General features: G+C 61.1%; 25 protein-coding genes. 12 read left to right on the top strand and 13 right to left on the bottom strand.

All coding sequences use genetic code 11. The features are described 5' to 3' along the window. The first annotated feature begins 37 nt into the window (after positions 1 to 37). A complete protein-coding gene (locus FHT29_RS16155; protein ID WP_168599848.1) occupies positions 38 to 1,051 on the top strand; it encodes a DUF2125 domain-containing protein in 1,014 nt (337 codons plus the stop codon). Positions 1,052 to 1,090: 39 nt separating this feature from the next. Here FHT29_RS16155 and FHT29_RS16150 read toward each other — a convergent pair whose 3' ends face one another. The 3 genes from FHT29_RS16150 to FHT29_RS16140 all read right to left on the bottom strand — a co-directional run bounded on the left by FHT29_RS16150 (position 1,091) and on the right by FHT29_RS16140 (position 4,009). After that, positions 1,091 to 2,020, bottom strand: coding sequence for a prephenate/arogenate dehydrogenase family protein (locus FHT29_RS16150; protein ID WP_168599847.1), 930 nt, complete (start codon positions 2,018 to 2,020; stop codon positions 1,091 to 1,093). Then, positions 2,017 to 3,126: a histidinol-phosphate transaminase gene (hisC, locus tag FHT29_RS16145; RefSeq protein WP_168599846.1), complete on the bottom strand. Its 1,110-nt coding sequence runs from the start codon at positions 3,124 to 3,126 to the stop codon at positions 2,017 to 2,019. Before hisC ends, FHT29_RS16150 begins: the two co-directional genes overlap by 4 nt. Before the next feature lie 103 nt (positions 3,127 to 3,229). After that, the gene (locus FHT29_RS16140) at positions 3,230 to 4,009 is read right to left on the bottom strand and encodes a class I SAM-dependent methyltransferase (protein WP_037196708.1); all 780 of its coding nucleotides are present in this window, start codon (positions 4,007 to 4,009) and stop codon (positions 3,230 to 3,232) included. 53 nt (positions 4,010 to 4,062) lie between these two features. Here FHT29_RS16140 and gloB point away from each other — a divergent pair, with 53 nt between their 5' ends. The 3 genes from gloB (at position 4,063) to FHT29_RS16125 (ending at position 6,550) form a co-directional block, all read left to right on the top strand. Further along, positions 4,063 to 4,833, top strand: coding sequence for a hydroxyacylglutathione hydrolase (gene gloB, locus FHT29_RS16135; protein ID WP_037196709.1), 771 nt, complete (start codon positions 4,063 to 4,065; stop codon positions 4,831 to 4,833). Next, entirely contained in the window at positions 4,833 to 5,258 is a 426-nt protein-coding gene (locus tag FHT29_RS16130) for a cupin domain-containing protein (protein ID WP_037196710.1), read from the top strand. Before gloB ends, FHT29_RS16130 begins: the two co-directional genes overlap by 1 nt. Positions 5,259 to 5,434: 176 nt before the next feature. Then, positions 5,435 to 6,550 (top strand): esterase, encoded by a 1,116-nt coding sequence (locus FHT29_RS16125; protein WP_210255466.1) that lies wholly within the window; start codon positions 5,435 to 5,437, stop codon positions 6,548 to 6,550. A 22-nt stretch (positions 6,551 to 6,572) separates the two neighbouring features. Here FHT29_RS16125 and FHT29_RS16120 read toward each other — a convergent pair whose 3' ends face one another. Beyond that, the gene (locus tag FHT29_RS16120; protein WP_047553504.1) at positions 6,573 to 7,472 is read right to left on the bottom strand and encodes an EamA family transporter; all 900 of its coding nucleotides are present in this window, start codon (positions 7,470 to 7,472) and stop codon (positions 6,573 to 6,575) included. A gap of 141 nt (positions 7,473 to 7,613) precedes the next feature. Then, positions 7,614 to 8,390 (bottom strand): DUF3108 domain-containing protein, encoded by a 777-nt coding sequence (locus tag FHT29_RS16115; RefSeq protein WP_047554345.1) that lies wholly within the window; start codon positions 8,388 to 8,390, stop codon positions 7,614 to 7,616. Positions 8,391 to 8,627: 237 nt separating this feature from the next. Here FHT29_RS16115 and rpmB point away from each other — a divergent pair, with 237 nt between their 5' ends. After that, positions 8,628 to 8,927 (top strand): 50S ribosomal protein L28, encoded by a 300-nt coding sequence (gene rpmB / locus FHT29_RS16110; protein ID WP_037196918.1) that lies wholly within the window; start codon positions 8,628 to 8,630, stop codon positions 8,925 to 8,927. Positions 8,928 to 9,041: 114 nt separating this feature from the next. Further along, positions 9,042 to 9,677, top strand: a complete 636-nt coding sequence (locus tag FHT29_RS16105; RefSeq protein WP_037196717.1) for a queuosine precursor transporter — start codon at positions 9,042 to 9,044, stop codon at positions 9,675 to 9,677. A 29-nt stretch (positions 9,678 to 9,706) separates the two neighbouring features. On the opposite strand, the gene FHT29_RS16100 is transcribed toward FHT29_RS16105, so the two are convergent. The 4 genes from FHT29_RS16100 to FHT29_RS16085 all read right to left on the bottom strand — a co-directional run bounded on the left by FHT29_RS16100 (position 9,707) and on the right by FHT29_RS16085 (position 14,639). Next, positions 9,707 to 10,762: an esterase-like activity of phytase family protein gene (locus tag FHT29_RS16100; RefSeq protein ID WP_047637891.1), complete on the bottom strand. Its 1,056-nt coding sequence runs from the start codon at positions 10,760 to 10,762 to the stop codon at positions 9,707 to 9,709. Between the two features lie 38 nt (positions 10,763 to 10,800). Further along, positions 10,801 to 12,702, bottom strand: a complete 1,902-nt coding sequence (cobT, locus tag FHT29_RS16095; protein WP_168599845.1) for a cobaltochelatase subunit CobT — start codon at positions 12,700 to 12,702, stop codon at positions 10,801 to 10,803. 17 nt (positions 12,703 to 12,719) lie between these two features. Then, positions 12,720 to 13,709: a cobaltochelatase subunit CobS gene (gene cobS / locus FHT29_RS16090; RefSeq protein WP_034511583.1), complete on the bottom strand. Its 990-nt coding sequence runs from the start codon at positions 13,707 to 13,709 to the stop codon at positions 12,720 to 12,722. 309 nt (positions 13,710 to 14,018) lie between these two features. Then, positions 14,019 to 14,639 (bottom strand): J domain-containing protein, encoded by a 621-nt coding sequence (locus tag FHT29_RS16085; protein WP_037196723.1) that lies wholly within the window; start codon positions 14,637 to 14,639, stop codon positions 14,019 to 14,021. 106 nt (positions 14,640 to 14,745) lie between these two features. Here FHT29_RS16085 and FHT29_RS16080 point away from each other — a divergent pair, with 106 nt between their 5' ends. Then, entirely contained in the window at positions 14,746 to 15,033 is a 288-nt protein-coding gene (locus FHT29_RS16080) for a BolA family protein (protein WP_037196724.1), read from the top strand. 18 nt (positions 15,034 to 15,051) lie between these two features. On the opposite strand, the gene FHT29_RS16075 is transcribed toward FHT29_RS16080, so the two are convergent. The 3 genes from FHT29_RS16075 to FHT29_RS16065 are packed head-to-tail and all read right to left on the bottom strand — an operon-like array spanning position 15,052 to position 18,082. Next, positions 15,052 to 16,362, bottom strand: coding sequence for an HlyC/CorC family transporter (locus FHT29_RS16075; protein ID WP_047553509.1), 1,311 nt, complete (start codon positions 16,360 to 16,362; stop codon positions 15,052 to 15,054). Then, complete coding sequence (aroB, locus tag FHT29_RS16070; RefSeq protein ID WP_047553515.1) at positions 16,362 to 17,492, bottom strand: 3-dehydroquinate synthase; 1,131 nt, start codon at positions 17,490 to 17,492, stop codon at positions 16,362 to 16,364. Before aroB ends, FHT29_RS16075 begins: the two co-directional genes overlap by 1 nt. Next, a complete protein-coding gene (locus FHT29_RS16065) occupies positions 17,489 to 18,082 on the bottom strand; it encodes a shikimate kinase (RefSeq protein ID WP_037196920.1) in 594 nt (197 codons plus the stop codon). Before FHT29_RS16065 ends, aroB begins: the two co-directional genes overlap by 4 nt. A gap of 158 nt (positions 18,083 to 18,240) precedes the next feature. On the opposite strand from FHT29_RS16065, the gene FHT29_RS16060 reads away from it, so the two are divergent. The 5 genes from FHT29_RS16060 to FHT29_RS16040 all read left to right on the top strand — a co-directional run bounded on the left by FHT29_RS16060 (position 18,241) and on the right by FHT29_RS16040 (position 22,142). Then, complete coding sequence (locus tag FHT29_RS16060; RefSeq protein ID WP_034511589.1) at positions 18,241 to 18,408, top strand: hypothetical protein; 168 nt, start codon at positions 18,241 to 18,243, stop codon at positions 18,406 to 18,408. Between the two features lie 14 nt (positions 18,409 to 18,422). After that, positions 18,423 to 19,379, top strand: coding sequence for a site-specific tyrosine recombinase XerD (locus tag FHT29_RS16055; RefSeq protein ID WP_047554347.1), 957 nt, complete (start codon positions 18,423 to 18,425; stop codon positions 19,377 to 19,379). 63 nt (positions 19,380 to 19,442) lie between these two features. Beyond that, positions 19,443 to 20,396 carry an acetyl-CoA carboxylase carboxyltransferase subunit alpha gene (locus FHT29_RS16050; protein ID WP_037196727.1) on the top strand — a complete coding sequence of 318 codons (954 nt, stop codon included), beginning with the start codon at positions 19,443 to 19,445 and terminating at the stop codon, positions 20,394 to 20,396. Positions 20,397 to 20,626: 230 nt separating this feature from the next. Continuing rightward, positions 20,627 to 21,916 (top strand): murein L,D-transpeptidase family protein, encoded by a 1,290-nt coding sequence (locus FHT29_RS16045; protein ID WP_037196923.1) that lies wholly within the window; start codon positions 20,627 to 20,629, stop codon positions 21,914 to 21,916. Further along, positions 21,909 to 22,142 (top strand): sulfurtransferase TusA family protein, encoded by a 234-nt coding sequence (locus FHT29_RS16040; protein ID WP_047553517.1) that lies wholly within the window; start codon positions 21,909 to 21,911, stop codon positions 22,140 to 22,142. The genes FHT29_RS16045 and FHT29_RS16040 overlap by 8 nt, the downstream gene beginning before the upstream one ends. A gap of 284 nt (positions 22,143 to 22,426) precedes the next feature. Here FHT29_RS16040 and FHT29_RS16035 read toward each other — a convergent pair whose 3' ends face one another. After that, on the bottom strand, positions 22,427 to 23,599 hold the full coding sequence (locus FHT29_RS16035; protein ID WP_037196729.1) for a GTP-binding protein: 1,173 nt from the start codon (positions 23,597 to 23,599) through the stop codon (positions 22,427 to 22,429). Positions 23,600 to 23,602: the final 3 nt, after the last annotated feature.

Raw genomic sequence — 23,602 nt, 5'->3', positions numbered from 1 at the left:
TCAGTGTGAAACTTCAGTCCAACCATTGGAGAACAACATGGCAGCGTCAAGCCAGAGCGTAGCGACCGGTCGAGGTAAACGTCTATCGCTCATCCTGATAGGACTGTTGGTGGTCTTGGCCGGGCTCTATACCGGCGGGTGGTATTACGCGACCAATATTGTCAAAACCAATGTGCTGAAGGCGCTCGGCCAGCAGAACAGCGCCGGCATTGCCGGCAAATGCACAAACATGGCCTTCAGCGGCTTCCCCTTCTCCATGGGATTGACCTGCGACACGGTGACCGTCGACAATCAGACCCGAGGTGTCTCGGCCAATTTCCAAACCCTCAATGCCTCGGCGCCGGTCTATCAACCGAACCATGTCAGCTGGAACCTGAAATCACCGGCCGAGTTGCGCACCGCCGAAGGGCTGACGGTATCGGCCGAATGGACGGACCTGCAATCGAACCTCGTTGCCAAGGGGCGTGGCGTCGCGCAGAGCCAGACAGTTATCGAAGGTCTGAAGGCAGCCATCGTCTCCTCCGCCACCGGCCAGAGCGCCGATTTGACCGCCGCCCGCACCGAGATGCACACCAGCCAGAACGGCAGCGACCTGGATTTCGCGATCGGCATCGAGAATGCCAATGCCGTCATCAAGGATTTCCCGCAGACGCTGCCGACCGCCTCGACAAGCGCCAATGTGACGCTGACCGGCAAGGCCGGCCTGCTCGATGGCACCGACCGGGAAGGCCTTCGTGGTGCCGCAGGCGTGCTGCATCAGGCCGTCATCGATATTGGCGACGGCCGCGTCATGACGCTGTCAGGCCCTTTCAATTTCGACGATCAGGGACTTCTATCCGGCCAGTTCAAGCTGGAGATCAATCAGATCGGGCCATGGGGCGATAGTCTGACGGCAACGCTGCCGGCGGCCAAGAATGTCATCAAGACCGCCACTAAGCTGCTGAAGGCGCTTGCAAACGGCGCCGACAAGGTTTCCGTCGACCTGACGGCCGATCGCGGCCGCCTCGCGCTCAGCGGCTTCATCCCGCTCGGGAAGATCCCGCCGATCTGAGGATCAACACCTTCTCCCCAAGGGGAGAAGGAAAAGCCGCTACTTCTTCGCATCCAGAGCATGACGCCCGAAATCCGGTGCGTCGACGTCCTGGCCCGCCTCGACGATCGAGCGGCGGATGGCGCGGGTGCGGGTGAAAAGTTCGAAGATCTTGTCTCCCTCACCCCAGCGGATCGCCCGCTGCAGGGAGGCGAGATCTTCCGAGAAGCGCGACAGCATCTCCAGGATCGCATCGCGATTGTGCAGGCAGACATCGCGCCACATGGTAGGATCAGACGCGGCAAGGCGGGTAAAGTCGCGGAAGCCGGAAGCGGAATATTTGATGACTTCCGATTCGGTCACCGTCTCCAGATCGTCGGCGGTGCCGACGATGTTGTAGGCGATGAGATGCGGCAGGTGCGAGACGATCGCCAGCACCTTGTCGTGATGCTCAGGATCCATTTCGTCGACGCGCGAACCGAGCGTCTCCCAGAAATGCCGGAGTTTCCGGATAGCTGCCTCGTCGGTGCCGGGGATCGGCGTGAAGATGCACCAGCGCCCTTCGAACAGCCCGGCAAAGCCCGCATCCGGCCCGGACTTCTCTGTCCCCGCCAACGGATGGCCGGGAATGAAATGCACGTTGGCGGGCATGTGCGGCTGCATCTGCGCGATGACGGAAGCCTTGGTCGAACCGACGTCGGTGACGATGGCGCCCGGCTTCAGATGCGCCATGATTTCCTTGGCGACGCTTTCCGAGGCTCCTACAGGCACGGAGACGATGACGAGATCGGCGTCCTTAACCGCCTCGGCCGAGGACGGCGTGTAGCGATCGCCGAGTTTCAGCTCCTCGGCGCGCTTCAGCGTCTCGGCGCTGCGCGTCGAGATCACAATTTCCTTGGCAAGGCCCAGCCGCTTGATGTCATGGGCGATGGAAGAGCCGATCAGGCCGATGCCGATCAGCGCGATACGGTCGAACTGAACGCCGCTCATGCCTTGCGCCCCATGAATTCGGTCAGCGTGTCAATGAGGCCGAGATTGGCCTCTTCGGTGCCGATGCTCATGCGCAGCGAATTCGGGAAGCCATAGGCGCGCACGGCCCGGACGATATAGCCGCGGCTGGTGAGGAAATCATCGGCCTCGGCGGCGCGCTTGCCCTCGCTGTCGGGGAAATGAACGAGAATGAAATTCGCGACCGACGGCGTCACCTTGAGGCCGATGGCCTCGAGCGCAGCCGTCATCTTCTCGATCCAGAGCGTGTTGTACGCGACTGCCGTCTCGGTGAAGGCCTGATCGCGAATGGCCGCAGCGCCCGCGGCGATGGCACCGCTGTTCATGTTGAACGGGCTGCGCACACGGTTGACCGCATCGACGATATCGACCGGCGCGTACATCCAGCCGATGCGAAGCGCCGCCAGACCATAGATCTTCGAGAAGGTTCGGGTCATCACGACATTCTGGTTGGCCGAGACGAGTTCGAGACCGGCCTCGTAATCGTTGCGGCGAACATATTCGGCGTAGGCAGCATCCAGCACGAGGATCACATGCTTCGGCAGACGCGCATGCAGGCGGCGAATTTCGCTGACCGCAACATAGGTACCGGTGGGATTGCCGGGATTGGCGATGAAGACCATCTTTGTCTTCTCGGTGACGGCGGCGAGAATGGCGTCGACATCGACGGTGCAATCCTTTTCCCTGACCGTAACCGGCGTCGCGCCGGCAGCCATGATCTGGATCTTGTAGACCAGGAAACCATGCTCGGTGATGATGCCTTCGTCGCCGGTACCGAGATAGGTATGGCAGAGCAGGCTCAGCAGCTCGTCGGAACCGTTGCCGCAGAGAATATTGGCGACGTTCAGCCCATGCACATCGGCGATTGCCTGACGCAATTCCTTGGCCTGCCCGTCCGGATAACGCTCCAGATGCTCGGCCGCGCCGCGGAAGGCCTCGATGGCCTTCGGGCTGGCGCCGAGCGGCGTTTCGTTCGAGGAAAGCTTGAACACGCGCGCAACGCCCGGTGCATGCTCCTTGCCCGGCACATAGGCGGCGATATCGAGAATGCCGGAACGCGGGACAGGCTTGCTCATTTCCATGCTCATGGGTTCGACCTTGGGAAGGGCCGGAAACGTCCGGCTTTAGACACCCCGTCGCATTAATGCGGATTGACAAATTTGTCGAGTGTTTGCGCCGCCGGCGGTCCTGTCAGGCGCCGTCGCGCGTCGTCGGTATGCCGCGCGGCGCAAGAACAGGCACGAAGACGCGGCGCGAGGCGCGGACGGCGACGGGCAGGCCCTGATAAAGCCGCTTCTGCGCCTCGACGATGATGACGCCGGAGAAAGCGGGCCACAGCGTGCGCCCTACCCTTTCGAAGGCGCGGCGCAGCCGCAGCACCGTGCGCAGCTTGGAGGGCGGGAAGAACAGCGCTTCGGCCGTCGCTCCCGGCGTGAAGTTGGTTTCCCGCAGCAGCGAGGTGAGCTGGCCGCGCGAATAGGGCCGGCCGGAACCGAACGGCGTGTGCTCCATGCGCGCCCAGACGCCCCGGCGGTTCGGCACGGCGATCACAAGCCGTCCACCGGGCGCCAATACCCGCCACAGTTCCTTCAGCGTCTCGCGCGGGCTCTCGGCGAATTCGAGCGAATGCACCATCAGCACGCGATCGATCGAACTGTCAGGCAGCGGCAGCTCTTCATCGAAGATCAATGCCGTCGACGATGCGGAGCCCATCGGCCAGTTCACCGCGCCCTGCCCCGCCGGCATGAAGGCGAAGGTGCGCTCGGTATCGGTGCGGAAGCGATCAAGATAAGGAACGGCATAGCCCAGGCCGACGAGGCGCTCCTCCGGCATGCGCGCCCAGATGGAGGAAAGCGCCATGGCAATCGACTGCTCCGCCAAGCGTCCGAGCTCGGAATGATAGAACTGACGGAGATCGACAATATCGGCGTGCATCGAAACAAATGTTATCAGCCGAGCGTTGGACTTCAAGGCCGAACAGCTTACATTCTGTCTCAACGGAAAAGACGAGGACGATTTCGATCATGAAACCATTGGAATTAGAGGTATTTATCTGCCGGTCCGACAATTTTGGCGTGTTGGTCCATGACCCTGAAACCGGATTGACGGCATCGATCGACGCCCCGGAGGCGGATCCCATTCTGAAGGCGGCAGATCGTCGCGGCTGGACGATCAGCCACATCCTGACAACCCATCATCATACCGATCACGTCGAGGGCAATCTGGCGCTGAAAGAGCAATTCGGCTGCGAGATCATCGGCCCGATCAACGAGGCCGTCGCCATTCCCGGCCTCGACCGGGCCGTGGGCGATGGCGATACGTTCGAATTCGCCGGTCACACGGTCAACGTCATCGAGACACCGGGCCACACGGCCGGCCATGTCTGCTATCACTTCGTGGACGACAAGCTGCTTTTTGCCGCCGACACGCTGTTTGCGCTCGGCTGCGGTCGGCTGTTCGAGCGCATAGCGGCCGACATGTGGGCCTCGCTTCAAAAGCTTGCCGTATTGCCGGATGAGACCGCAATCTATTTCGGCCACGAATATACGCTTTCCAACGCCCGCTTCGCGCTCACCATCGATCCCGACAACGAGCGGCTGAAGGCGCGGGCTGCCGATATTGAAGCGCTGAGAGCTGCGGGCAAGTTCACCATTCCGACGACTTTAGCTCTGGAGAAGGAAACCAACCCCTTCCTGCGCGCCGCCGATCCCTCGATCCGCCGTCACCTGCTGATGGAAAGCCGCAGCAACGAAGAGGTTTTCGCGGAAATCCGCAAGCGCAAGGACAATTTTTGATGCAGGTGACAGCGATCATCGAAACGCTTTCCATGCAGCGGCATCCGGAGGGCGGCTGGTACGTGCAGACCTTCCGTGACGAACAAGGCGGCGCGCGCGGCCACTCCACCGCAATCTACTATCTGCTGGAGGCGGGCGACCGCTCGCATTGGCACCGGGTCCGCGATGCCGCCGAGGTCTGGCACTATTATGCCGGTGCGCCGCTCGCTTTGCATCGATCCGCCGATGGCGAGGCGAGCGAAACGCTGGTGCTCGGCACCGATCTGGCAAGAGGCGAGCGTCCGCAGGCGATCATTCCCGCCAACTGGTGGCAATCTGCCGAAAGCCTGGGCGAATTCACGCTCGTAGGTTGCACGGTTGCTCCCGGTTTCGAATTTTCGAGCTTCGAGATGGCTGCGCCCGACTGGAAGCCCGCCTCCGCCTGAAAACCCTTTACCATTCGTTGACATCGCGCAGGCCCAAAGCGCCGGTGCGATGCCGACCGTCTTGAAAAAGCGTCACGCTGCGTCAGCTTTACACGGGGAGAGAGAATATTGTTTCATCTGGAGGAGGCTTTTTCGTGCGTTTGTTGTTCCCTTTATTCATCGTGGCGGGTTGCGTCATGAGCGTTCCCGCCCTTGCCCTTGACGCGCCCGCCTCACCGCCGGCCGATCGCCCGCTGAAAAACTTCGTCACCTCGGTCGAAAAGGATGGATCAATCACCTTCCGCCTCTATGCGCCGGCGGCAAAAGCGGTCTCCGTCGTCCTTGGATCGTACGATCCGATGGCCATGCAACGGGGTGACGATGGCACCTGGAGCGTGAAGACCGAGGTACTGAAACCCGATCTCTATGAATATTATTTCAATATTGACGGCTTTCGCAGCATCGACACGGGCACCAATGCACCCAAGCCGCAGCGGCAGGTCAATACCAGCCTCATTCTGGTGCCCGGCAGCATTCTCGATACCCGCAATGTGCCGCATGGCGACCTGCGGCTGGTGACCCTGCATTCCAAGGCACTCAAGTCGGAGCGGCAGATGTATGTCTATACGCCGCCCGGCTACACCGATTCATCGAAACCGCTGCCGGTGCTCTATCTCTACCACGGCTTCGGCGACACGGTGGGATCCTGGGTGGCGCAAGGCCGCGCTCCGCAGATCCTCGATAACCTTCTTGCCGAAAAGAAAATCGAGCCGATGATCGTGGTCATTCCTGACACGGAAACCGACGTGCCCGAAGCGATTGCCGAGAATTTCCCCGGAGCCGACCGTCGTAAGGATTTCTATCCCGCCAACGCTGAAGCGGCCGATCGGGAGCTTGTCGAAGATCTCATTCCCTACATGAAAAATCACTACCGGGTGCGCAGCGATGCGGACGGACGCGCCGTGGTGGGTCTGTCGCAGGGCGGATACCAGGCGCTCGTCTCCGGCCTGTCGCATCTCGGCACTTTCGGCTGGGTCGCGACCTTCAGCGGCGTCAGCACGACGACCGTGCCGAACAAGGCCGTCGATGCCGCGCTGAACGAACCGGCCAAGATCAACAAGGCGCTGCGCAATTTCACAGTAACGGTTGGAAGCAAGGATCAGGTCGTCGGCAAGGATGTCGCCGGCCTCAAGGCGACGCTCGAGGAAAAGAAGATCGCCCACGAATACCATGAGTATCCGGATCTCCAGCATGAGATGGACGTCTGGCGTCCGTCGCTCGCCGCGTTCCTGGAGAAGGTCTTCAAGAAATAGCCGACACCGGTTGCGGCGAAAATTACTCCGCCGCTTCCGCCTGCGCCGAACCGGCATTGTCTCGGCGCAGGATCATGCGGTGCGCCGCGAGCACAGCCCCGCCGGTCACGAGCAGGCAGGCAAATGCGATGCCCCAGCTCGGTTCCGCGAAGCCGAAAAGGGTGAGGATCAGCGTCGACAGCAATGGCGCGGCATAGCTTGCCGCGCCGAGAATCTGGATGTCGCCGTTCTTGATGCCGAAATCCCAGGCATAGAATGCCGCACCGACCGGAAAGAGGCCGAGGCCGAGCACGGCGATCCATTGCGTCGGGCTCTCGGGCCAGAGCGTCTCTTCCAGGCCGAGGTGGCAGAGGAACGAGAGAATTGATGTCACGAGGCAGAATATGGTGACGACATCGGTCGACACCGCCTCGAAACGGCGGGTGATCAGGGAATAGCCGGACCATGTGAAGGCACAGAGCAAAGCCGCGCCGTAACCGATTGCATAGGCGCCTTCGAAATGAAAGCCGTTGCGGCCGACGATCAGAACCGTACCCGCCAACCCCATCAGCGCGCCGAGGATGTGATACCAGCGCAGCCGCTCACCTGGCAGCAGCGCCGAACCGACGACGATCAGCAGCGGCCAGAGATAGGCAATGAGGCCCGCTTCCACCGCTGGCGCATGACGCAGCGCAGTGAAATAGAGGAAGTGATAGCCGAACAGCCCTACGATGCCTGTTATCCAGACTTTGGCCGGCTGACGCAGCAGCTGCAGGCGCTCGGGCCTCAGCGCCAAGACGACGATGCCGGGAGTGCTGCCGATGGCGAAGCAGATGGCAAGCAGCTGAAACGGCTGCATCTTGCCAGATGCCACCGTCAGCAGCGCCAGAAACGACCACATCACGATGGCCGAGAAACCTGTCAATGTCGCACGAAATTTCAACTCTGCCCCCAGCCTGGTGCCACCGACGTCCCCAGGCCCGCTAGAGCAATACCAGGAAAAGTGCGCAGCGGTTTTCCGTCCGGAATTGCGTAGAAATAACGGCTGAGGCGGTCAAGCGATTCTGTGAAGCGTTTGACGACCTCAGCTACCGTATTTCACGGCGGTTATCGTCACCGTCCCGTATTGCGTCGGGATGCGGACGTAGACCGGAGCATATACATTCATGGTATCGGCCTTGGCAAACCAGATCTCCATATTGTCGCTCTTGGCAAGATAGAGATAGTCTTTGCGGGTGCTCTTGTAGCCGCTCTTCGGCGTGAAGCGGACACCGCAGGCGATGGTCTTGCCCTTGAATCCGTCGGTCGAGAACGGGTGCGATCCCTTCGGCGACAATTTCAGATCCATGCGCATCTCACCATCGAAGACGGCCAGGGTCTGGTTGCAGAGATTGAGGCTGGGCGTGATCGGAAAGATCATGCCGGAAATGGGATCGAGCACCGACTTCAGATCGCTCACACTCAGCGGGATCCAGCTGTCCGACCGCTTCGGCTCCGGCACGATCGTATTCGATGTCACATTGCCGTTGGTGTAGGCGACATCATAGGTGCGTTCTTTTTTGCCGTTTTTGTAGAAGAGCGAGTAATGCGTGGCCTGCAATTTATTATCGCTGACGACGCCGGCTACATCAGTCTTCGCATCGATCGAGGTAACGAGATCCGCGAGGCCCGCGGATGTGATATCGCCGCGGATCGTGAATTGGTTGCCTGTAACTTCGGTCTTGAAATCCGCCCTGGCAATCGGCAGGCCGGCGAGTGAAACGCGATACTGTGTTTCATGCCGTAGCATATCGGCCGACGCCAGGGATGGCATCGACGCGACGACGGCCGAAATAATAAGGCACTTCAGAATTTGAACCATGATCAGGGCCTTCAACGAGGATCAAGCAGGATATATAGATACTTTACCTGCTTGGTGCGACCGCAAGAGAACAGCAGCTTTTTGACGGAATTGCGGGAAAACACAAGGTTTGGCTTGACGCGGCCGGTCGCTCTGACTATAGAAACGCAACTTTCCAATTATGGCCTGTTGGATTGCGCGTCGGGTGTTGCCCGGAACGACTATCCGATGGCCAAGAAAAACAAAAGTAGGTGTTTCATGTCCCGCATGTGCGAATTGACCGGCAAGGCCGTCCTCGTGGGCAACAATGTCAGCCACGCCAACAACAAGACCAAGCGTCGGTTCCTGCCGAACCTTTGCCAGGTCACACTGATTTCTGACGTTCTTGGCCAGCGTTACCGTCTGCGCGTTTCCGCTGCAGGGCTTCGTTCGGTCGAGCACCGTGGCGGCCTTGACGCTTTCCTTCTGAAGGCAAACGAAAATGAACTCAGCATGCGCGCCCGCCTGCTGCGTCGTCAGATCATCAAGAAGACCGCTGAAGCCGCAGTCGCTGCCTAAGCTCTAGCGCTTCGAGATTTCATACGGGCTAAAAGGCTTGCACGGATCACATCCGGACAAGCCTTTTTCCATGTCCGGTTTTCTTCAACTGGTGGCATCTCCCAGGATAAAAAAATGCTGACGGCACGTCATACCCTTATCTACGTTCTGCTGATGACGCTGGTCGTCGTCGCCTCTAATATCCTTGTGCAGTATCCGCTGCAGGCTCAGCTTGCCGGCATCAACCTTGCGGATATCCTCACCTGGGGCGCCTTCACCTATCCCGTCGCCTTTCTCATCACCGATCTGACCAACCGCCAGTTCGGCCCGAAGGCCGCACGCAAGGTAGTGTTCGCCGGTTTCGTCGTCGGCGTCGCCCTGTCGTTCTTCACCGCACAGCCCCGCATCGCGATCGCCTCAGGCTCGGCCTATCTCGCCGGCCAGCTTCTCGACATCTCGGTCTTCAATCGCCTGCGCCGCATGGCCTGGTGGCGCGCGCCCCTGTTCGGCTCGCTGATCGGCTCGATGCTGGACACGCTGATATTCTTCTCCTTTGCCTTCGCGCCCTTCTTCGTCTTCTTCGGACCGAACGATCCCTTCGCGATCGAATGGGCGCCGATCCTCGGCGCGTTCTCCACCTCGGCGCCGCGCTGGATTTCCTGGGCGATCGGCGATTTCTCGGTCAAGGTAACCGTTGGCCTCGTCATGCTGCTGCCCTATGGCGCGCTGATGAACATGCTGAAGCCGATGCCGCAAGCCCCGACCGCGTGAACGGGCGATAATTCACGTCCGAACCGCTTCTAGTTCTGACTGACGACGCTTTCGTCGCTCAGGCGGAATTCCAGCATCAGGCTGCGCTGCAGGATCGAGTGATTGTCGTCCGAAACCAGAATAAGGTGCAGGGTGCCATCGGCCGCGCGGAACACGTCGATCCCTTCCATATTGTCGATCTGTTCTCTGGAATTGGCCTCGAAAATCACCTTGCCGTCCACGACCGCATCCGGCCTGATATCCGCGCCGGCAATACGGCGGATGCGCATACCGAGACCATGGGCCAGTCCGAAGCGCCGCTCCAGCAGCAGCAAATCCCCGTCGGGCAGAAACACGCCGTCGCTGACATCGAAGCTATCGTAATGCCGCACGGTGAAGCGGCCCTGCAGCGGTCCGTCAAGGATGGCCGCAAGCATGTTGCCCTGATCATCCAGGCTATCCTCCGCAACGATGACGGCTGCTCCGGCAAGCGGGCTCGACTGTGGCGCGATCATCAGGGCTTCGAGGCTGCGATTGGCGCGCAGCTGGCGCCTCGGAATGAGGATGGGGATGGTGTCGTCCGGCGGCGAGGTCTCGAAACCCGGGTCGGGATAGGTATCGACGCGATGATGCTGCTCGTAGCTCACGAGGACATGGTCGCCGCGCAAGGCCAGCCCCTCGGCATCCATCGCCCCCTTGCCAGCGTCGGTGTCCCCATAGCGGTCGATCATCGGCATGATGCGCGCCTCGGTGATACCCTTCAGCCGACCCTTGTCGTCGCGCTCGATGGCGCCGGTCAGCCAGTGGCCGGTATCCAGTACCGAGATGAAATGACGTTGATCGGGACGAAAGCGGATGGCTGAGATCGCACCGAGGAGCGCATTGTCCGAACTGAGTTCAAGACCGCCGACGAATTCCAGCGCCCCGAACTGCGTTTCCTGCGAACCCGGCCTCAAGGTGGAGATGACAGTGGCGCGAATATCGGCCGGAGCGCTCTCGTCGCCGGAGCTGCAGCCGACGAGCAGCGCCAGCACGGCTATCAGGCCGACGCATCTCATTGCGACCGGCCGGCCCTTGGAATCGGTATTGTCGAAAGGAAACGGCATCGGCCGCGAGGCCGATGCGACAGAAAGCCTGAGCGGGCTCAGCTTGCGCGGCGCATGCGCGACCGCGGCATGCTTGTCTTATCCTCGAACAGCGATGCGAGCTGCTCGGTCATGGCACCAGCCAGTTCGTCGGCATCGACGATGGTGACGGCGCGGCGATAGTAGCGCGTCACGTCGTGACCGATACCGATCGCCAGCAACTCCACAGGCGAGCGCGTCTCGATCTGGTCGATGACCGCGCGCAGATGCCGCTCCAGATAATTGCCCGGATTGACCGACAGCGTCGAATCGTCGACCGGCGCGCCGTCCGAGATCATCATCAGGATACGACGTTGCTCGCGGCGGCCGAGAAGGCGGTTATGCGCCCAGATCAGCGCCTCGCCGTCAATATTCTCCTTGAGCAGGCCTTCGCGCATCATCAGGCCGAGATTGGCGCGTGACCGCCGATAGGGTTCGTCCGCCGACTTATAGATGATGTGGCGCAGGTCGTTCAGTCGGCCCGGCGTCTGCGGCTTGCCGCCGGCCAGCCATTTCTCACGCGCCTGTCCGCCCTTCCAGGCCTTGGTGGTGAAGCCGAGGATCTCGACCTTGACGCCGCAGCGCTCCAGCGTGCGCGCCAGAATGTCGGCGCAGGAGGCGGCAACCGTGATCGGCCGTCCGCGCATGGAGCCGGAATTGTCGATCAGCAGCGTCACGACAGTATCGCGGAATTGCGTGTCGCGCTCCATCTTGAAGGACAGCGCCTGCATCGGGTCGATGATCAGGCGCGTCAGGCGTGCCGGATCAAGATACCCTTCTTCCAGGTCGAAGTCCCAGGAGCGGTTCTGCTGCGCCATCAGACGGCGCTGCAAACGGTTGGCAAGCCGCCCCACCGCGCCCTGCAGATGAGCAAGCTGCTTGTCGAGGAAGGCGCGCAGGCGCTCGAGCTCGGCCACGTCGCAGAGCTCCTGCGCCGTCGTGGTCTCATCGAACTCTTCCGTGTAGACGTGATAGTCGACTTTCTCGTTGAAGTCGGCGAAGGGCGTGTTCGGACGACGGGTCTCGCCCGGCGTTTCCGAATCCTCCTCGCCTTCCTCGCTCATATCGTCGTCGGAGATCTCACCGCCGTCCTCGGTGGCGCCGTCGTCCATCTGCTCGTCGGAGGCTTCGCTGTCCTCGGCCGGGGCCGCGTCCGAGCCTTCGTCTTCCTTGACGTCGTCGTTATCCTGGTCTTCGCCGTTCGGCTTGTCCTCTTCGCTCTGCTGCTCGTCGCTGTCCGGCTCCGACTGTTCGTCGCCATATTCCTCGGCCATTTCCATGGCCGTCAGAATATTGCGGACGACGCGGGCAAAGCTTTGCTGGTCGTTGATGGTCGAAAGCAGATTGTCGAGCTCGCCGCCGGTCTTGTCCTCGATGAAGGATCGCCAGAGGTCGAGCACCTTGCCGGCGCTCTCCGGCGGCTTCTGGCCGGTCAGCTTCTCGCGCACGATCATCGCCATGGCTTCGCCGATCGGCGCATCCTCACGCCGCTCGATACCCGAGAAATTCGCCTTGGCGTATTTCTCCGAATTCATCGAGCCGATGTTGGCCGCGACACCGCTCATTCGCAGCGAACCGATCGATTCGACGCGCGCCTGCTCCACGGCATCGAAGATAGCGCGCGCATCGGCGCCCTTCGGCGCCATGACGGCGTGGACGCGCGCGTCGTGACAAGCCAGCCGCAGCGCCATCGAATCGCCGAGGCCACGCGTCACCGCCAGCTCATGCATCGTCGGCCGCTTCGAGAGCTCCGGCAGGCGGATGCGCTCGCCGGTCATCCCCGGGCGTTCGTTGGCGAATGCCACCTCGACTTCGGCATCGCCCGCGATCGAGCGTACGCAGCCGGTGATCGCACGGCGCAACGGCTCCATGTCCACCGGAGCACCCGGCTTCGCTTTGGAATTGTCTCCGCGACCTGACATGATGTGTGGGTTCTTCCCTAGGCTTCGAGCACGATGTTGGCAGCACTTTCCTTCAGCTCGATGCCGAAGGCGCGCTGATAATGCTCGGCGACCAACGGCCGCTCCAGCTCATCGCACTTGTTGAGGAAGGTGACACGGAAGGCAAAGGCGACATCGCCGAAGATCTCCGCATTCTCAGCCCAGGTGATAACGGTACGCGGGCTCATGACGGTCGACAGATCGCCGTTCATGAAGGCCGCACGCGTGAGGTCGGCGACGCGCACCATCTTGGAGACCGTGTCGCGGCCCTTGTCGGTGCGGAAGGACTTCACCTTCGCGAGCACGATGGCGACTTCGTTGTTGTGCGGCAGATAGTTCAGCGTCGTTACGATCGACCAGCGGTCCATCTGCGCCTGGTTGATCTGCTGCGTGCCGTGATAGAGGCCGGTCGTATCGCCGAGACCGATGGTGTTGGCGGTCGCGAACAGGCGGAAGGCCGGGTGAGGACGAATGACGCGGCTCTGGTCGAGCAGCGTCAGGCGGCCCGACGATTCCAGCACGCGCTGAATGACGAACATCACGTCCGGGCGGCCGGCATCATATTCGTCGAAGACGAGAGCGACGTTGTGCTGATAGGCCCAGGGCAGGATGCCGTCCTTGAATTCGGTGATCTGCAGCCCGTCCTTGACGACGATCGCGTCCTTGCCGACGAGATCGATACGGCTGACATGGCTGTCGAGGTTGATACGCACGCAAGGCCAGTTGAGACGCGCGGCAACCTGCTCGATGTGCGAGGATTTGCCGGTGCCGTGGTAGCCCGAGATCATCACGCGGCGGTTATGGGCGAAACCGGCGAGGATGGCGAGCGTGGTCTCACGGTCGAAGAGGTAGTCGGTATCCAGATCGGGCACATAGGCGCCGCCCTTGCTGTAGGCGGGAACGCGAATGTCGGAATCAATACCGAAAACGTCACGGACCGAAACGGTGGTGTCGGGAATCTCGGAAATATCAAGGTCAATCTTGCTCATCATGTCTCCAGGGCGGGTGGCTCTCACCCAGCCATATCAATCTCAGCCGCTTTATCCGAAACGCCGCAGCTTTATTGCTCGCATCCGTTCGGTCGGAACAGCGGCGATACTTCTCCGGGACTAAAGCAAAATCTCGGCACGATGAAATGATCGTTTGCGAGCATCCTTGAACAGAGTCCCGGACAAGAAACGCCGCGTCCGGAAAGTTGGCCGAGGTGCAGCCAGCCAAATGCGCACCCTGCCGCGGTTGCCCACGGCTTCAGCCGATTTGGACCATACCTGATTGAAGGCGGAGAGCAAGGACAGGAATTAACAAAAACCGTTCTGTTTCAATAATTGATAGGCCTGTATGACCGCGCGGAAACGCTCCTCGGAGCCGCGGTCGCCGCCATTGGCATCCGGGTGGTGCATTTTCACCAGCTCCTTGTACCGGCGCTTGATGTCCGGCGCAGACGCATTGGCGCCGAGCCCCATCGTATCGAATGCTTTCGCCTCCAGCGTTTTCAGCTTGCGCTGCTCCGGGAAACGCGGACCGCTGCCGCGGCCATCGCCATCCTTGACGAAGCCAAAGGGATCACGAACCCGGGTATAGGCGCCAGAGCGGACCTCCGACTGCAGGGGGCTGTGCTTCGCCGCCTTGTTGACGCCGACGGTCCAGGTCGGACGATGGCCGGTAACGGCTTCCTTCTGATAGCGCGCGATCTCCCCGTCCGAGAGGCCCGAGAAATAATTGTAGCCCTTGTTGTATTCCTTGACATGCTCGAAGCAGAACAAAAAGAACTGCCCTTCCGCATTGCGCCCGACGGGTGCGCGATGCGTGCCGTGCTTGTCACAGCCGTCCCATTGGCACGTCGGCGGACCCTGCTCGGGTTCCTGCGGGCGTTTGCGGCGGGTTCGAATGCGATCGAAGTATTTTGAATCAAGTCCCATAGTGCCCTAATTATGGGGCCTGGATTAGCCCACAACAAGAATTGACAAATGGGAATGTTGCAGGCTTTGTGGGAACCTTTTTCGCGAAGAAGGACGAAGCGGGAACATGGAAACGACACTGCAATCCCGCATTGAGAAGAAACTCAACGAAGCCTTCGCGCCAGAGCGCCTCGTCGTCATCAACGAAAGCCACCTGCACGCGGGCCACCAGCCCGACATGACCGGAACCGGCGAGACCCATATAAGAGTTCGCATCGTCTCCGCCAAGTTCGCGGGCATGCCGCGCCTCGCACGCCACAGGGCGATCAACGATCTTCTGAAGCCGGAACTGGATGCCGGATTGCATGCGCTTGCCGTGGAGCCGGCTGCACCCGGAGAGGCGGTGCGCTGGTAATCCCGCAGGAGATGGCTCTTATTCGGGCTTGTTCTCTTCCATCTCCGCGGGGCGAATGCGCAGCTTGGTGATGCGGTTTTTTTCCCGCTTCATGACGATGAAGCGTTTTCCGTAGAAGGTGAAGGCTTGCCGCTCTTCGGGAATGGTCATCGATTCATGGATGACGAGGCCGGCAATCGTCGTTGCTTCCTCGTCAGGCAGATTCCAGTCAAGCGCGCGGTTGAGGTCGCGGATAGGCACGACGCCATCGACCACAATCGAGCCGTCGGCCTCCTGCCGCACACCCTGGATGTCGATATCGTGCTCGTCGGCGATATCGCCGACGATCTCCTCCAGAATATCCTCCAGCGTCACGATGCCCTGCACCTCGCCATATTCGTCGACGACGACAGCGAAATGCTGCTTGCGGCGCAGGAAGGCGTTGAGCTGATCCTCCAGATTGGTGCTGTCGGGCACGAACCAGGGTTTCTGCGCGATCTTGACGACATCGAGGTTCTCCGGCTCGACATTCCGCTCGGCCAGCGCCCTCAGCAGATCCTTGGCGTGAATGACGCCGATGATGTTGTCGATCGTGCCGCGCCAGAGCGGCATGCGCGTGTACGGGCTGTCGAGGATGGCGCGCACCACGACTTCGGACGGGTCGTCGGCATTGATGGCGCGCATCGCCGTGCGGTGCACCATGATATCGGAGAGTTCGAGTTCGCCGAGGTCGAGCACCCCGCCCAGGCGGTCGCGGTCGGCCTTGACCACCGACCCTTCCCGGTGCAGCAGATCCACCGCGCCGCGCAGCTCGTCATGCGCCGACAGCATCGACACCTCCTTCGAAAGGTTGATGCCGAAAATGCCAAGGATCCATCGGACGATGGCATTGACGAAGCTCGATACCGGACCGACGACGGCGACGAAGAGCCGCACCGTGCCGGCGACATTGAGCGCAAAGCGATCCGGCGTCGAAATGGCCCAGCTTTTCGGCAGCACTTCGGCGAATATGACGAGGATGACGGTCATGGCGACCGTCGCGAGCGCCACGCCCGAGTTGCCGAACAGGCCTAGGAAGACGCTGGTCGCCAGCGACGACGACAGGATGTTGGCAAGATTGTTGCCGATGAGCAGCGCGCCGATGAGCCGGTCCCGGCGCTCGATCAGCCGACGCACGATCCCGGCGTCCTCGTCGCCGTTTGCCTCCAGCGTATGAATGCGGCTGCGCGAGACGGCGGTAAGCGCCGTTTCCGAACCGGAGAAGAAGGCCGACAGCAGCACAAGCACGAGGATCGAGATGATCTCGGGCCAATATTCGAACAGTACAGCCAGCGTGCCCTCGACCGTCATCAGGGATGCTTTTCCTTCAGGAAACTCAGGACTTCGGAGGACGGCACGTCGTCGGCGACAAAGGACTGGCCGATGCCATGGGTCAAAATGAACGTCAGCTTGCCGCTCTTGACCTTCTTGTCCTGTGCGATCGCATCCATCAGCGTTTCCGCCGGCGGCAGCCCGCCCGGGATATCGCCCATCCGGGTCGGCAGGCCCACGGCCTTCAGATGCGCTTCGACGCGTTTCGCGTCGTCGGCGCTCGCCAGGTTGAGACGCGTGGAAAATTCGTGCGCCAGCACCATGCCGATGGCAACGCCTTCGCCATGCACCAGCCGACGGCTGTCGTAAGCGGTAGCGGCTTCCAGCGCGTGACCGAACGTATGACCGAGATTGAGTAGGGCGCGCGGCCCGTTTTCGCGCTCGTCGGCAACGACGACATCGGATTTCGCCTGGCAACTCCTGGCGATCGCCTCGATGCGCGCCGCGCCGCCGGCAAAGACATCCTTCCAGCTGGCCTCGAGCCAGGCGAAGAAGTCGGGCTTGTCGATCAGTCCATATTTTGCGACTTCGGCATAGCCGGCGCGGAATTCACGCTCGCTCAGCGTATTCAGCACGTCGATATCGGCAAGCACGAGATCCGGCTGATGGAAGACGCCGATGAGGTTCTTGCCGTGATGGGTATTGATGCCGGTCTTGCCGCCGACGGAAGAATCCACCTGCGACAAAAGCGAGGTCGGAACCTGAACGAAGCGAACGCCGCGACGCACGATGCCGGCTGCAAAACCGGCGAGATCGCCGATGACTCCACCGCCAAGCGCAATCACGGCATCGTTGCGCTCGACACGCGCGGTCAGCACCGCGTCGCAGACCGTCATGAGATGTTCGAAGCTCTTGGTCTTCTCGCCGGCCGGCAACACGAGGCTGGATGCCTGGATGCCCTCAGCCTGCAGGCCCGCGACCAAGGCGTCGAGATAGAGCGGCGCGACGTTTTCGTCCGTGATGATGGCAGCCTTGCGGCCCTTCAGCCGTGCGGCGATCTCGCGCCCTGCTCGGGCGATCAGGCCGGGGCCGATCAGGATGTCATAGGCGCGCTCGCCGAGAGGCACGCGCACGAGGCGTTCTGCGGAAGCCGCCGTGATCGCATTCATGGTGTTTTGCTTTCTGCTTTCTTTCCCTCGGCAATGGCGGCAAGGACTTCCTTGACCATGGTCTCCTTGCCCACATCAAGGGACAGAACCGTGAGATCGGCTTCCGCATAGATCGGATAGCGCGCATTCATCAGGTCCTCGAGGGTCTGTTTTGGATTCTCGGTTTTGAGCAGGGGACGCGTGTCCCGCTTGTTGATCCGTTCCCAGAGCACGTCGAGATCGGCCTTCAGCCAGACGGAAAGACTGCCGCGTTTGACATGAAACCGCGTGCTCTCGTTGATGAAGGCGCCGCCGCCGGTCGAGACGACACGCGGCCCGCCCTTAAGAAGACGCTTGATCACGCGCGTTTCCAGCGCCCGGAACTCCTGTTCGCCATAGGCCGCAAAGAGCTCCGTGATCGTCATGCGCGATACGCGCTCGATCTCTGCATCGGTATCGACGAAGGGGATGCCGAGTTGCTGCGCGACCAGCCGGCCGATCGAGGACTTCCCCGCCCCCATCAATCCCACGAGGACAAGATTGCGCTGACCTAGCGCGGCGCGCGCCCTGTCTTTGAGGCTCTCTGCAAGGGTCAGGACTTGTTCACTCATCGGCCCATTCACAATTTCTTTGGAAACGGTATCGTCAAATGCGCCTGTAGCGTCAAGACGCCGCGGCGTAAACATGTCTGCAATATCCTTCAGCTAACGCTTGGTGGGTATAATTGTTACGTCGCCGGACTTATGACTGGGACGAGGAGAGTTTCCGAATGCCAACCCTGTTTCGCTTCCTTGTCATCTGCGCGGTCATCGGCGGATCGATATATGGGGCAATGTGGGCGCTCGTGCTCTTCGTCGATCCGCAGCCGCGCGAGGTGACGATCCGTATTCCGCCGGAGCGCATCAATCCGCCGGTCACCGGTTCGTTGAAGCCATGAATGCGAGGGCTGGGGTGAGAGATCTGAGCCGAGCGCATCTGGAAGCCTTCCTGGAGATGATGAGCGCCGAACGCGGCGCCGCAGTCAACACGCTGCAATCCTATGAGCGCGATCTCGAGGACCTCCACGGCTTCCTGTCCGAGCGCAGCGTCCGCCTGACCGAGGCGGGGCCGAACGATCTCGGCGCCTATCTCTCCGGCCTCTCGATCCAGGGCTTCAAGCCTTCGTCACAGGCGCGGCGGCTTTCCGCCATGCGCCAATTCTACAAATTCCTCTATGCGGAAGGCCTGCGCACGGACGACCCCACAGGCATCCTCGACGCGCCGAAAAAGGGCCGTCCCCTTCCGAAGACCATGGGCGTCGACCAGGTGACGCGTCTTCTGACCCAGGCAGAAGTGGAAGCGGCAGCCGAAGGCCCCGACCAGCTGCAGCGCCTGCGCATGCTTGTGCTGCTGGAACTGCTTTACGCCACTGGCATGCGCGTGAGCGAGCTCGTTACATTGCCGGCCAAGGTGCTGGACCACGAAGGGCGCTTCCTCATCATTCGCGGCAAGGGAAACAAGGAACGGCTGGTGCCGCTGTCGCAGTCGGCCATATCAGCGCTGAAGGCCTATGGACGGCTGCAGGCCGACCTGGCGGCGAACGCCAAGCAGCCTGCGCCTGAAAGCCCGTGGCTCTTTCCCGCGGCGTCCAGGCAGGGCTACTTGCCGCGCCAGGTCTTTGCGCGCGATCTGAAGGATCTCGCCATTCGCGCCGGGCTGACGCCCTCGATGATCTCGCCGCACGTCATGCGCCATGCCTTTGCAAGCCACCTCCTCGCCAACGGCGCGGACCTGCGCGTGGTGCAGGAACTTCTCGGCCATTCGGACATTTCGACCACGCAAATCTATACGCATGTGTTGGAAGAACGCCTTCATCAGCTCGTGCAAACGCATCACCCCCTTGCCAAACAGGCCAAAAAACAGGAATAGGACCGGCACAAGGGTTAAACCTGCCGTCGCTCGTCACGCGCAAAAGGATCGGAAACGCACCTCATGCACAATTATCTGGACTTCGAAAAGCCCATCTCGGATCTCGAAGGCAAGATTCACGAGCTCAAGAAACTGGCCAGCGAAGACGAGAGCATCGACACGTCAGACGAAGTGGGCCGGCTTGAAATCCGTGTCCGCGAGGCGATGGCCGACATTTATTCCAAGCTCAATGCCTGGCAGAAGACGCAGGTCGCCCGTCATCCGCAGCGTCCGCATTTCGTCGACTATGCCGAGGCACTCTTCACGGAATTCACGCCGCTGGCCGGCGACCGCAAATTCTCCGAGGATGCCGCCATCCAGGCGGGCTTCGCCCGCTTTCGCGGCCAGCCGATCGCCATCATCGGCCAGGAAAAGGGCAACGACACCAAGAGCCGCCTGAAGCACAATTTCGGCAGTGCCCGCCCCGAAGGCTACCGCAAGGCGATCCGCATCCTTGAAATGGCCGACCGTTTCCAGCTGCCGGTCATCACCCTGGTCGATACCGCAGGCGCCTATCCCGGCGTCGGAGCGGAAGAGCGCGGCCAGGCCGAGGCGATCGCCCGCTCCACTGAAATGTGTCTTGGCGTCAAAGTGCCGATCATCTCCGTCGTCATCGGCGAAGGCGGCTCAGGCGGCGCCATCGCGATCGCCACCGGCAACCGCGTCTATATGCTCGAGCATTCGATCTACAGCGTGATTTCGCCCGAAGGGGCGGCCTCGATCCTGTGGCGCGATTCCACCCGCGCCAAGGAAGCCGCCACCAACATGAAAATCACCGCCGAAGACCTGAAAAGCCTCGGCGTGATCGACGGCATCATTCCCGAGCCGCTCGGCGGCGCGCATCGTGATCCGCAGACGGTGATCGCCGCTGCGGGAGACGTGATTTCCAACGCGCTTGGCGAACTTTCCAGCCGTTCGGGCGAGCAGCTGCGCAGCGACCGCCGCCAGAAATTCCTCAACATCGGTCGCAATCTCTAAAGCGCATTCTGAAAACGTGATCGCGAAAAACGGGAATGAGGCCAAATCTTGGCCACATTCCTGTTATCGAAGCTTTTATGGCAAAGAAAAGCTTGCGGCGCTTCGCGGGCGCGTCATAGGCTGGTAAGGAATTTTCAAGTATAAGCCATCTATGATTCCGTTTCATGCTTCGAAGGGGAGCGGCGAAACAGGTCGAGCTGCCGCTCTTCGCATTTATGGGCCAAGTCAGAATGCGCATTCGTCACCTTGCTTACATCTTCCTGATGACGCTGGCACTCGCCGGCTGCAACGACGCGTTGGATACCGCGTCGATCGACCTGTCGAAGGTGACGAACAAGGTCGAGCAGCCGCTACCCAGCCATATCCTTGCCGACATGGCGAAAAAGGGCATGGACCGCAATTCGCCGATCATGATCCGCATCTTCAAGGAAGAAGGCGCGATGGAGATCCTGAAGGCGAACCAGAACAATCGTTTCGAAGTGATCGCCGCTTACAATATCTGCGCCTGGTCCGGCCGCCTGGGCCCGAAGGTCAAGGAAGGCGACCGGCAAGCGCCGGAAGGCTTCTACATGCTGACGCCGGCCAATCTCAATCCGAATTCAAAATACTATCTCGCCATCAATACCGGCTTTCCGAACCGTTATGACGCAGCCAATGGCCGCACCGGCGCCAATCTGATGATCCACGGCGCCTGCTCGTCGTCGGGCTGCTATTCGATGACCGATCAGCAGGTGCTGGAAATCTATGCCTTCGCGCGCGACGCCTTCAAGGGCGGCCAGAAGGCCATTCAGCTCGAGGCTTTCCCCTTCCGCATGACGGCGGAAAACATGTGGAAGCACCGGCTCAGCCCCAATATCGAATTCTGGAAGATGCTGAAGGTCGGCTATGACAACTTCGAAGTCACCAAGCGGCCGCCGGAAGTGGAAGTCTGCGAGAAGAAATACGTCTTCAACCAGCAGGCCAGCGGCCCGTTCAACGCCGGCGGCAAATGCCCCGTGATGACGACGCCGCCTGCCTTGCAGATGGCGCTTGCCACCTACGACAAGCAATATCAGGCCGATTATGCTGCGGCCACGAAGAAATATAGCGACATGGCCTGGTACGATCCGACCGAAGCCGAGCGCAAGGCCGTCGTCGCCAAGCAGCGCAAGGGCCACGATCTTGCCTATGCTCCCACAGGCACCGCGCTTGCCGCCGGCAAGATGATGAAGGTCGCCGATCTCGAGTCGATGATGTCCAATCAATCGGCGCAGCAGATCGCACGCGGCGGCACCGTGGCCAGCCCGACGACGACCGCAAGCATCCGCCTGGCGACATCAGCTCCCGATGCGGCGGCACAACAGACCGGCGGTCCGCTGGTTGCGGCCAACATTCCGGCGAATGTCCCGATCCCGATGGCCAATCCGATGAGCCCGGTCGTCTATCCGTTGGCCTATGCGCAAAATCCGGCTGTCGAAACCGCACAGACCGAGCCGGCAAAGAAGCCGCCGTTCTGGAAGTTCTGGGCGAAGAGTGAATAGTTTCGACGCCGAGATCTACGATCTGCGCGGACTGAAGTGCCCCTATCCGGCGATCAAGACGGAAAAGCGCCTGCGCGGCATGCCGAGCGGCACCACATTGACGGTCGAAACGACCGATCCCCTCGCCGTCATCGACATTCCGCATCTCTGCAACGAAAAGGGCCATGCCCTGCTGGCGAGCGAGAAGACGGAAAGCGGCCATCGCTTCGTCATCCGCAAGGGGTGATCCATTGTCGCCGCTGGGCCATCCTCGCGGTGCGAGGATGGCTTCGCTCTCGCCTCACCATGAGGATGAGGGTCGTTCGGCCGTGTTTTGGTGACGACGAATTTCGCAGCAACGCGAGTGGATCAGCCTCGCCCTGAGGTGGCCCGCAGGGCCCTCGAAGGGCGAGGCGGGTTGCTTGGCACCTAGAGCGGCTACGCGTTTCACGGAATCGCTTAACCGCTCTATGTTATTGTTTTTACGCAATTCCGGATGGAAAACCGCTGCACGCTTTTCCTGGAATTGCTCTAGAACCTCATCCCCGGCACCGCCAGCGGATTGTCCTGAAGTGCGGCCCGATCAGGCATATCGACCTGCGGCTTGCTGAGAAACGCATCGAACAGGCCTTTCACGAAATCCTGCGGCAGATCCTTGGTGATGATCACCATGCGCGTCCGCCGGTCCTGAGGATCGGGCCAGGCAGGCAGGCGCACCGGCGGATGGAAGATATTCTGCACGCCGTGCAGCACGACCGGACGCTCCGGCCGGTCGGACACGGCAACGATCGCCTTCATGCGCAGCAACTTTTCGCCATGCGCCGAACGCAAAAGATCGATGAACATGTCCAGCGCCATCGGATCGATAGGCTGGGTCTCAACGATCGAGAACGACCGGATCGATCCGTCATGGCGGTTCACGTCATGGGCGTGCTGATGCCGATGGCCATGATGGTGATGGCCGTGCTCACCGTGATGATGGTGGTGATGATCGTGGTCGTCGTGGTGATGGTGGTTATCGTCGGCCTCCAGCTCGTCATGCAGCCAGCGGCCGACATCGGCGATCTTCGACGCCGGGTCGTAGAGACCGTTGATGAGAATGGCGGCGCGTCCGGCCTCGTCGCTGTCGGCGTTCAGGATCTGCGCGCGCGGATTGAGCGCCCTCAGCCGGCCTTCCAGCAGGTTTTCGGGTGTTGCGCCGGCAATCCCGGTCTTCGAGACGATCAGGCGGTCGGCGACCGCCACCTGCTTGCGCGCCTCTTCATGGTTGTCGAGCGTCTGCAGCCCGTTGACGGCATCGACGACGGTAATGACACCATCGAGATCGAAATTGGCCGCGATGATCGGATTGCCCATGATCGACTGCATGACAGGAGCGGGATCGGCAAGACCTGTTGTTTCGATGACGACACGCTTCAGCGGCCGGATACGGCCGGTCTGCATGGCGTCCATGAGGTTCGCGAGCGTATCCACCAGCTCACCGCGCACCGTGCAGCACAGGCAGCCGTCGGACAGCTCGATGATGGAATCGCCGGAGCTCTCGACGAGCAGATGGTCGATGCCGACATCGCCGAACTCGTTGATGATGACCGCCGCATCGCGCATGTCCTCATCCTTGAGGATGCGGTTGAGCAGGGTCGATTTACCCGCCCCGAGAAAGCCGGTCAGGATCGCGACCGGCACTCTTTGCTGCGAAACGCTCATGGT

The organism is Rhizobium sp. SG741 (assembly GCF_012275435.1).
In the GTDB taxonomy this organism is placed as follows: Bacteria; Pseudomonadota; Alphaproteobacteria; order Rhizobiales; family Rhizobiaceae; genus Rhizobium; species Rhizobium lusitanum.
This window is presented reverse-complemented; position numbering and strand designations above follow the sequence as displayed.

Bases quoted from the DNA above. Each gene is read 5' to 3' on its own strand.
- FHT29_RS16155 (WP_168599848.1), top strand. From the start codon at position 38: ATGGCAGCGTCAAGCCAGAGCGTAGCGACCGGTCGAGGTAAACGTCTA.
- FHT29_RS16150 (WP_168599847.1), bottom strand. From the start codon at position 2,020: ATGAGCGGCGTTCAGTTCGACCGTATCGCGCTGATCGGCATCGGCCTG.
- hisC (WP_168599846.1), bottom strand. From the start codon at position 3,126: ATGAGCATGGAAATGAGCAAGCCTGTCCCGCGTTCCGGCATTCTCGAT.
- gloB (WP_037196709.1), top strand. From the start codon at position 4,063: ATGAAACCATTGGAATTAGAGGTATTTATCTGCCGGTCCGACAATTTT.
- FHT29_RS16130 (WP_037196710.1), top strand. From the start codon at position 4,833: ATGCAGGTGACAGCGATCATCGAAACGCTTTCCATGCAGCGGCATCCG.
- FHT29_RS16125 (WP_210255466.1), top strand. From the start codon at position 5,435: ATGAGCGTTCCCGCCCTTGCCCTTGACGCGCCCGCCTCACCGCCGGCC.
- FHT29_RS16115 (WP_047554345.1), bottom strand. From the start codon at position 8,390: ATGGTTCAAATTCTGAAGTGCCTTATTATTTCGGCCGTCGTCGCGTCG.
- rpmB (WP_037196918.1), top strand. From the start codon at position 8,628: ATGTCCCGCATGTGCGAATTGACCGGCAAGGCCGTCCTCGTGGGCAAC.
- FHT29_RS16105 (WP_037196717.1), top strand. From the start codon at position 9,042: ATGCTGACGGCACGTCATACCCTTATCTACGTTCTGCTGATGACGCTG.
- FHT29_RS16100 (WP_047637891.1), bottom strand. From the start codon at position 10,762: ATGCCGTTTCCTTTCGACAATACCGATTCCAAGGGCCGGCCGGTCGCA.
- cobT (WP_168599845.1), bottom strand. From the start codon at position 12,702: ATGTCAGGTCGCGGAGACAATTCCAAAGCGAAGCCGGGTGCTCCGGTG.
- cobS (WP_034511583.1), bottom strand. From the start codon at position 13,709: ATGAGCAAGATTGACCTTGATATTTCCGAGATTCCCGACACCACCGTT.
- FHT29_RS16085 (WP_037196723.1), bottom strand. From the start codon at position 14,639: ATGGGACTTGATTCAAAATACTTCGATCGCATTCGAACCCGCCGCAAA.
- FHT29_RS16080 (WP_037196724.1), top strand. From the start codon at position 14,746: ATGGAAACGACACTGCAATCCCGCATTGAGAAGAAACTCAACGAAGCC.
- FHT29_RS16075 (WP_047553509.1), bottom strand. From the start codon at position 16,362: ATGACGGTCGAGGGCACGCTGGCTGTACTGTTCGAATATTGGCCCGAG.
- aroB (WP_047553515.1), bottom strand. From the start codon at position 17,492: ATGAATGCGATCACGGCGGCTTCCGCAGAACGCCTCGTGCGCGTGCCT.
- FHT29_RS16065 (WP_037196920.1), bottom strand. From the start codon at position 18,082: ATGAGTGAACAAGTCCTGACCCTTGCAGAGAGCCTCAAAGACAGGGCG.
- FHT29_RS16060 (WP_034511589.1), top strand. From the start codon at position 18,241: ATGCCAACCCTGTTTCGCTTCCTTGTCATCTGCGCGGTCATCGGCGGA.
- FHT29_RS16050 (WP_037196727.1), top strand. From the start codon at position 19,443: ATGCACAATTATCTGGACTTCGAAAAGCCCATCTCGGATCTCGAAGGC.
- FHT29_RS16045 (WP_037196923.1), top strand. From the start codon at position 20,627: ATGCGCATTCGTCACCTTGCTTACATCTTCCTGATGACGCTGGCACTC.
- FHT29_RS16035 (WP_037196729.1), bottom strand. From the start codon at position 23,599: ATGAGCGTTTCGCAGCAAAGAGTGCCGGTCGCGATCCTGACCGGCTTT.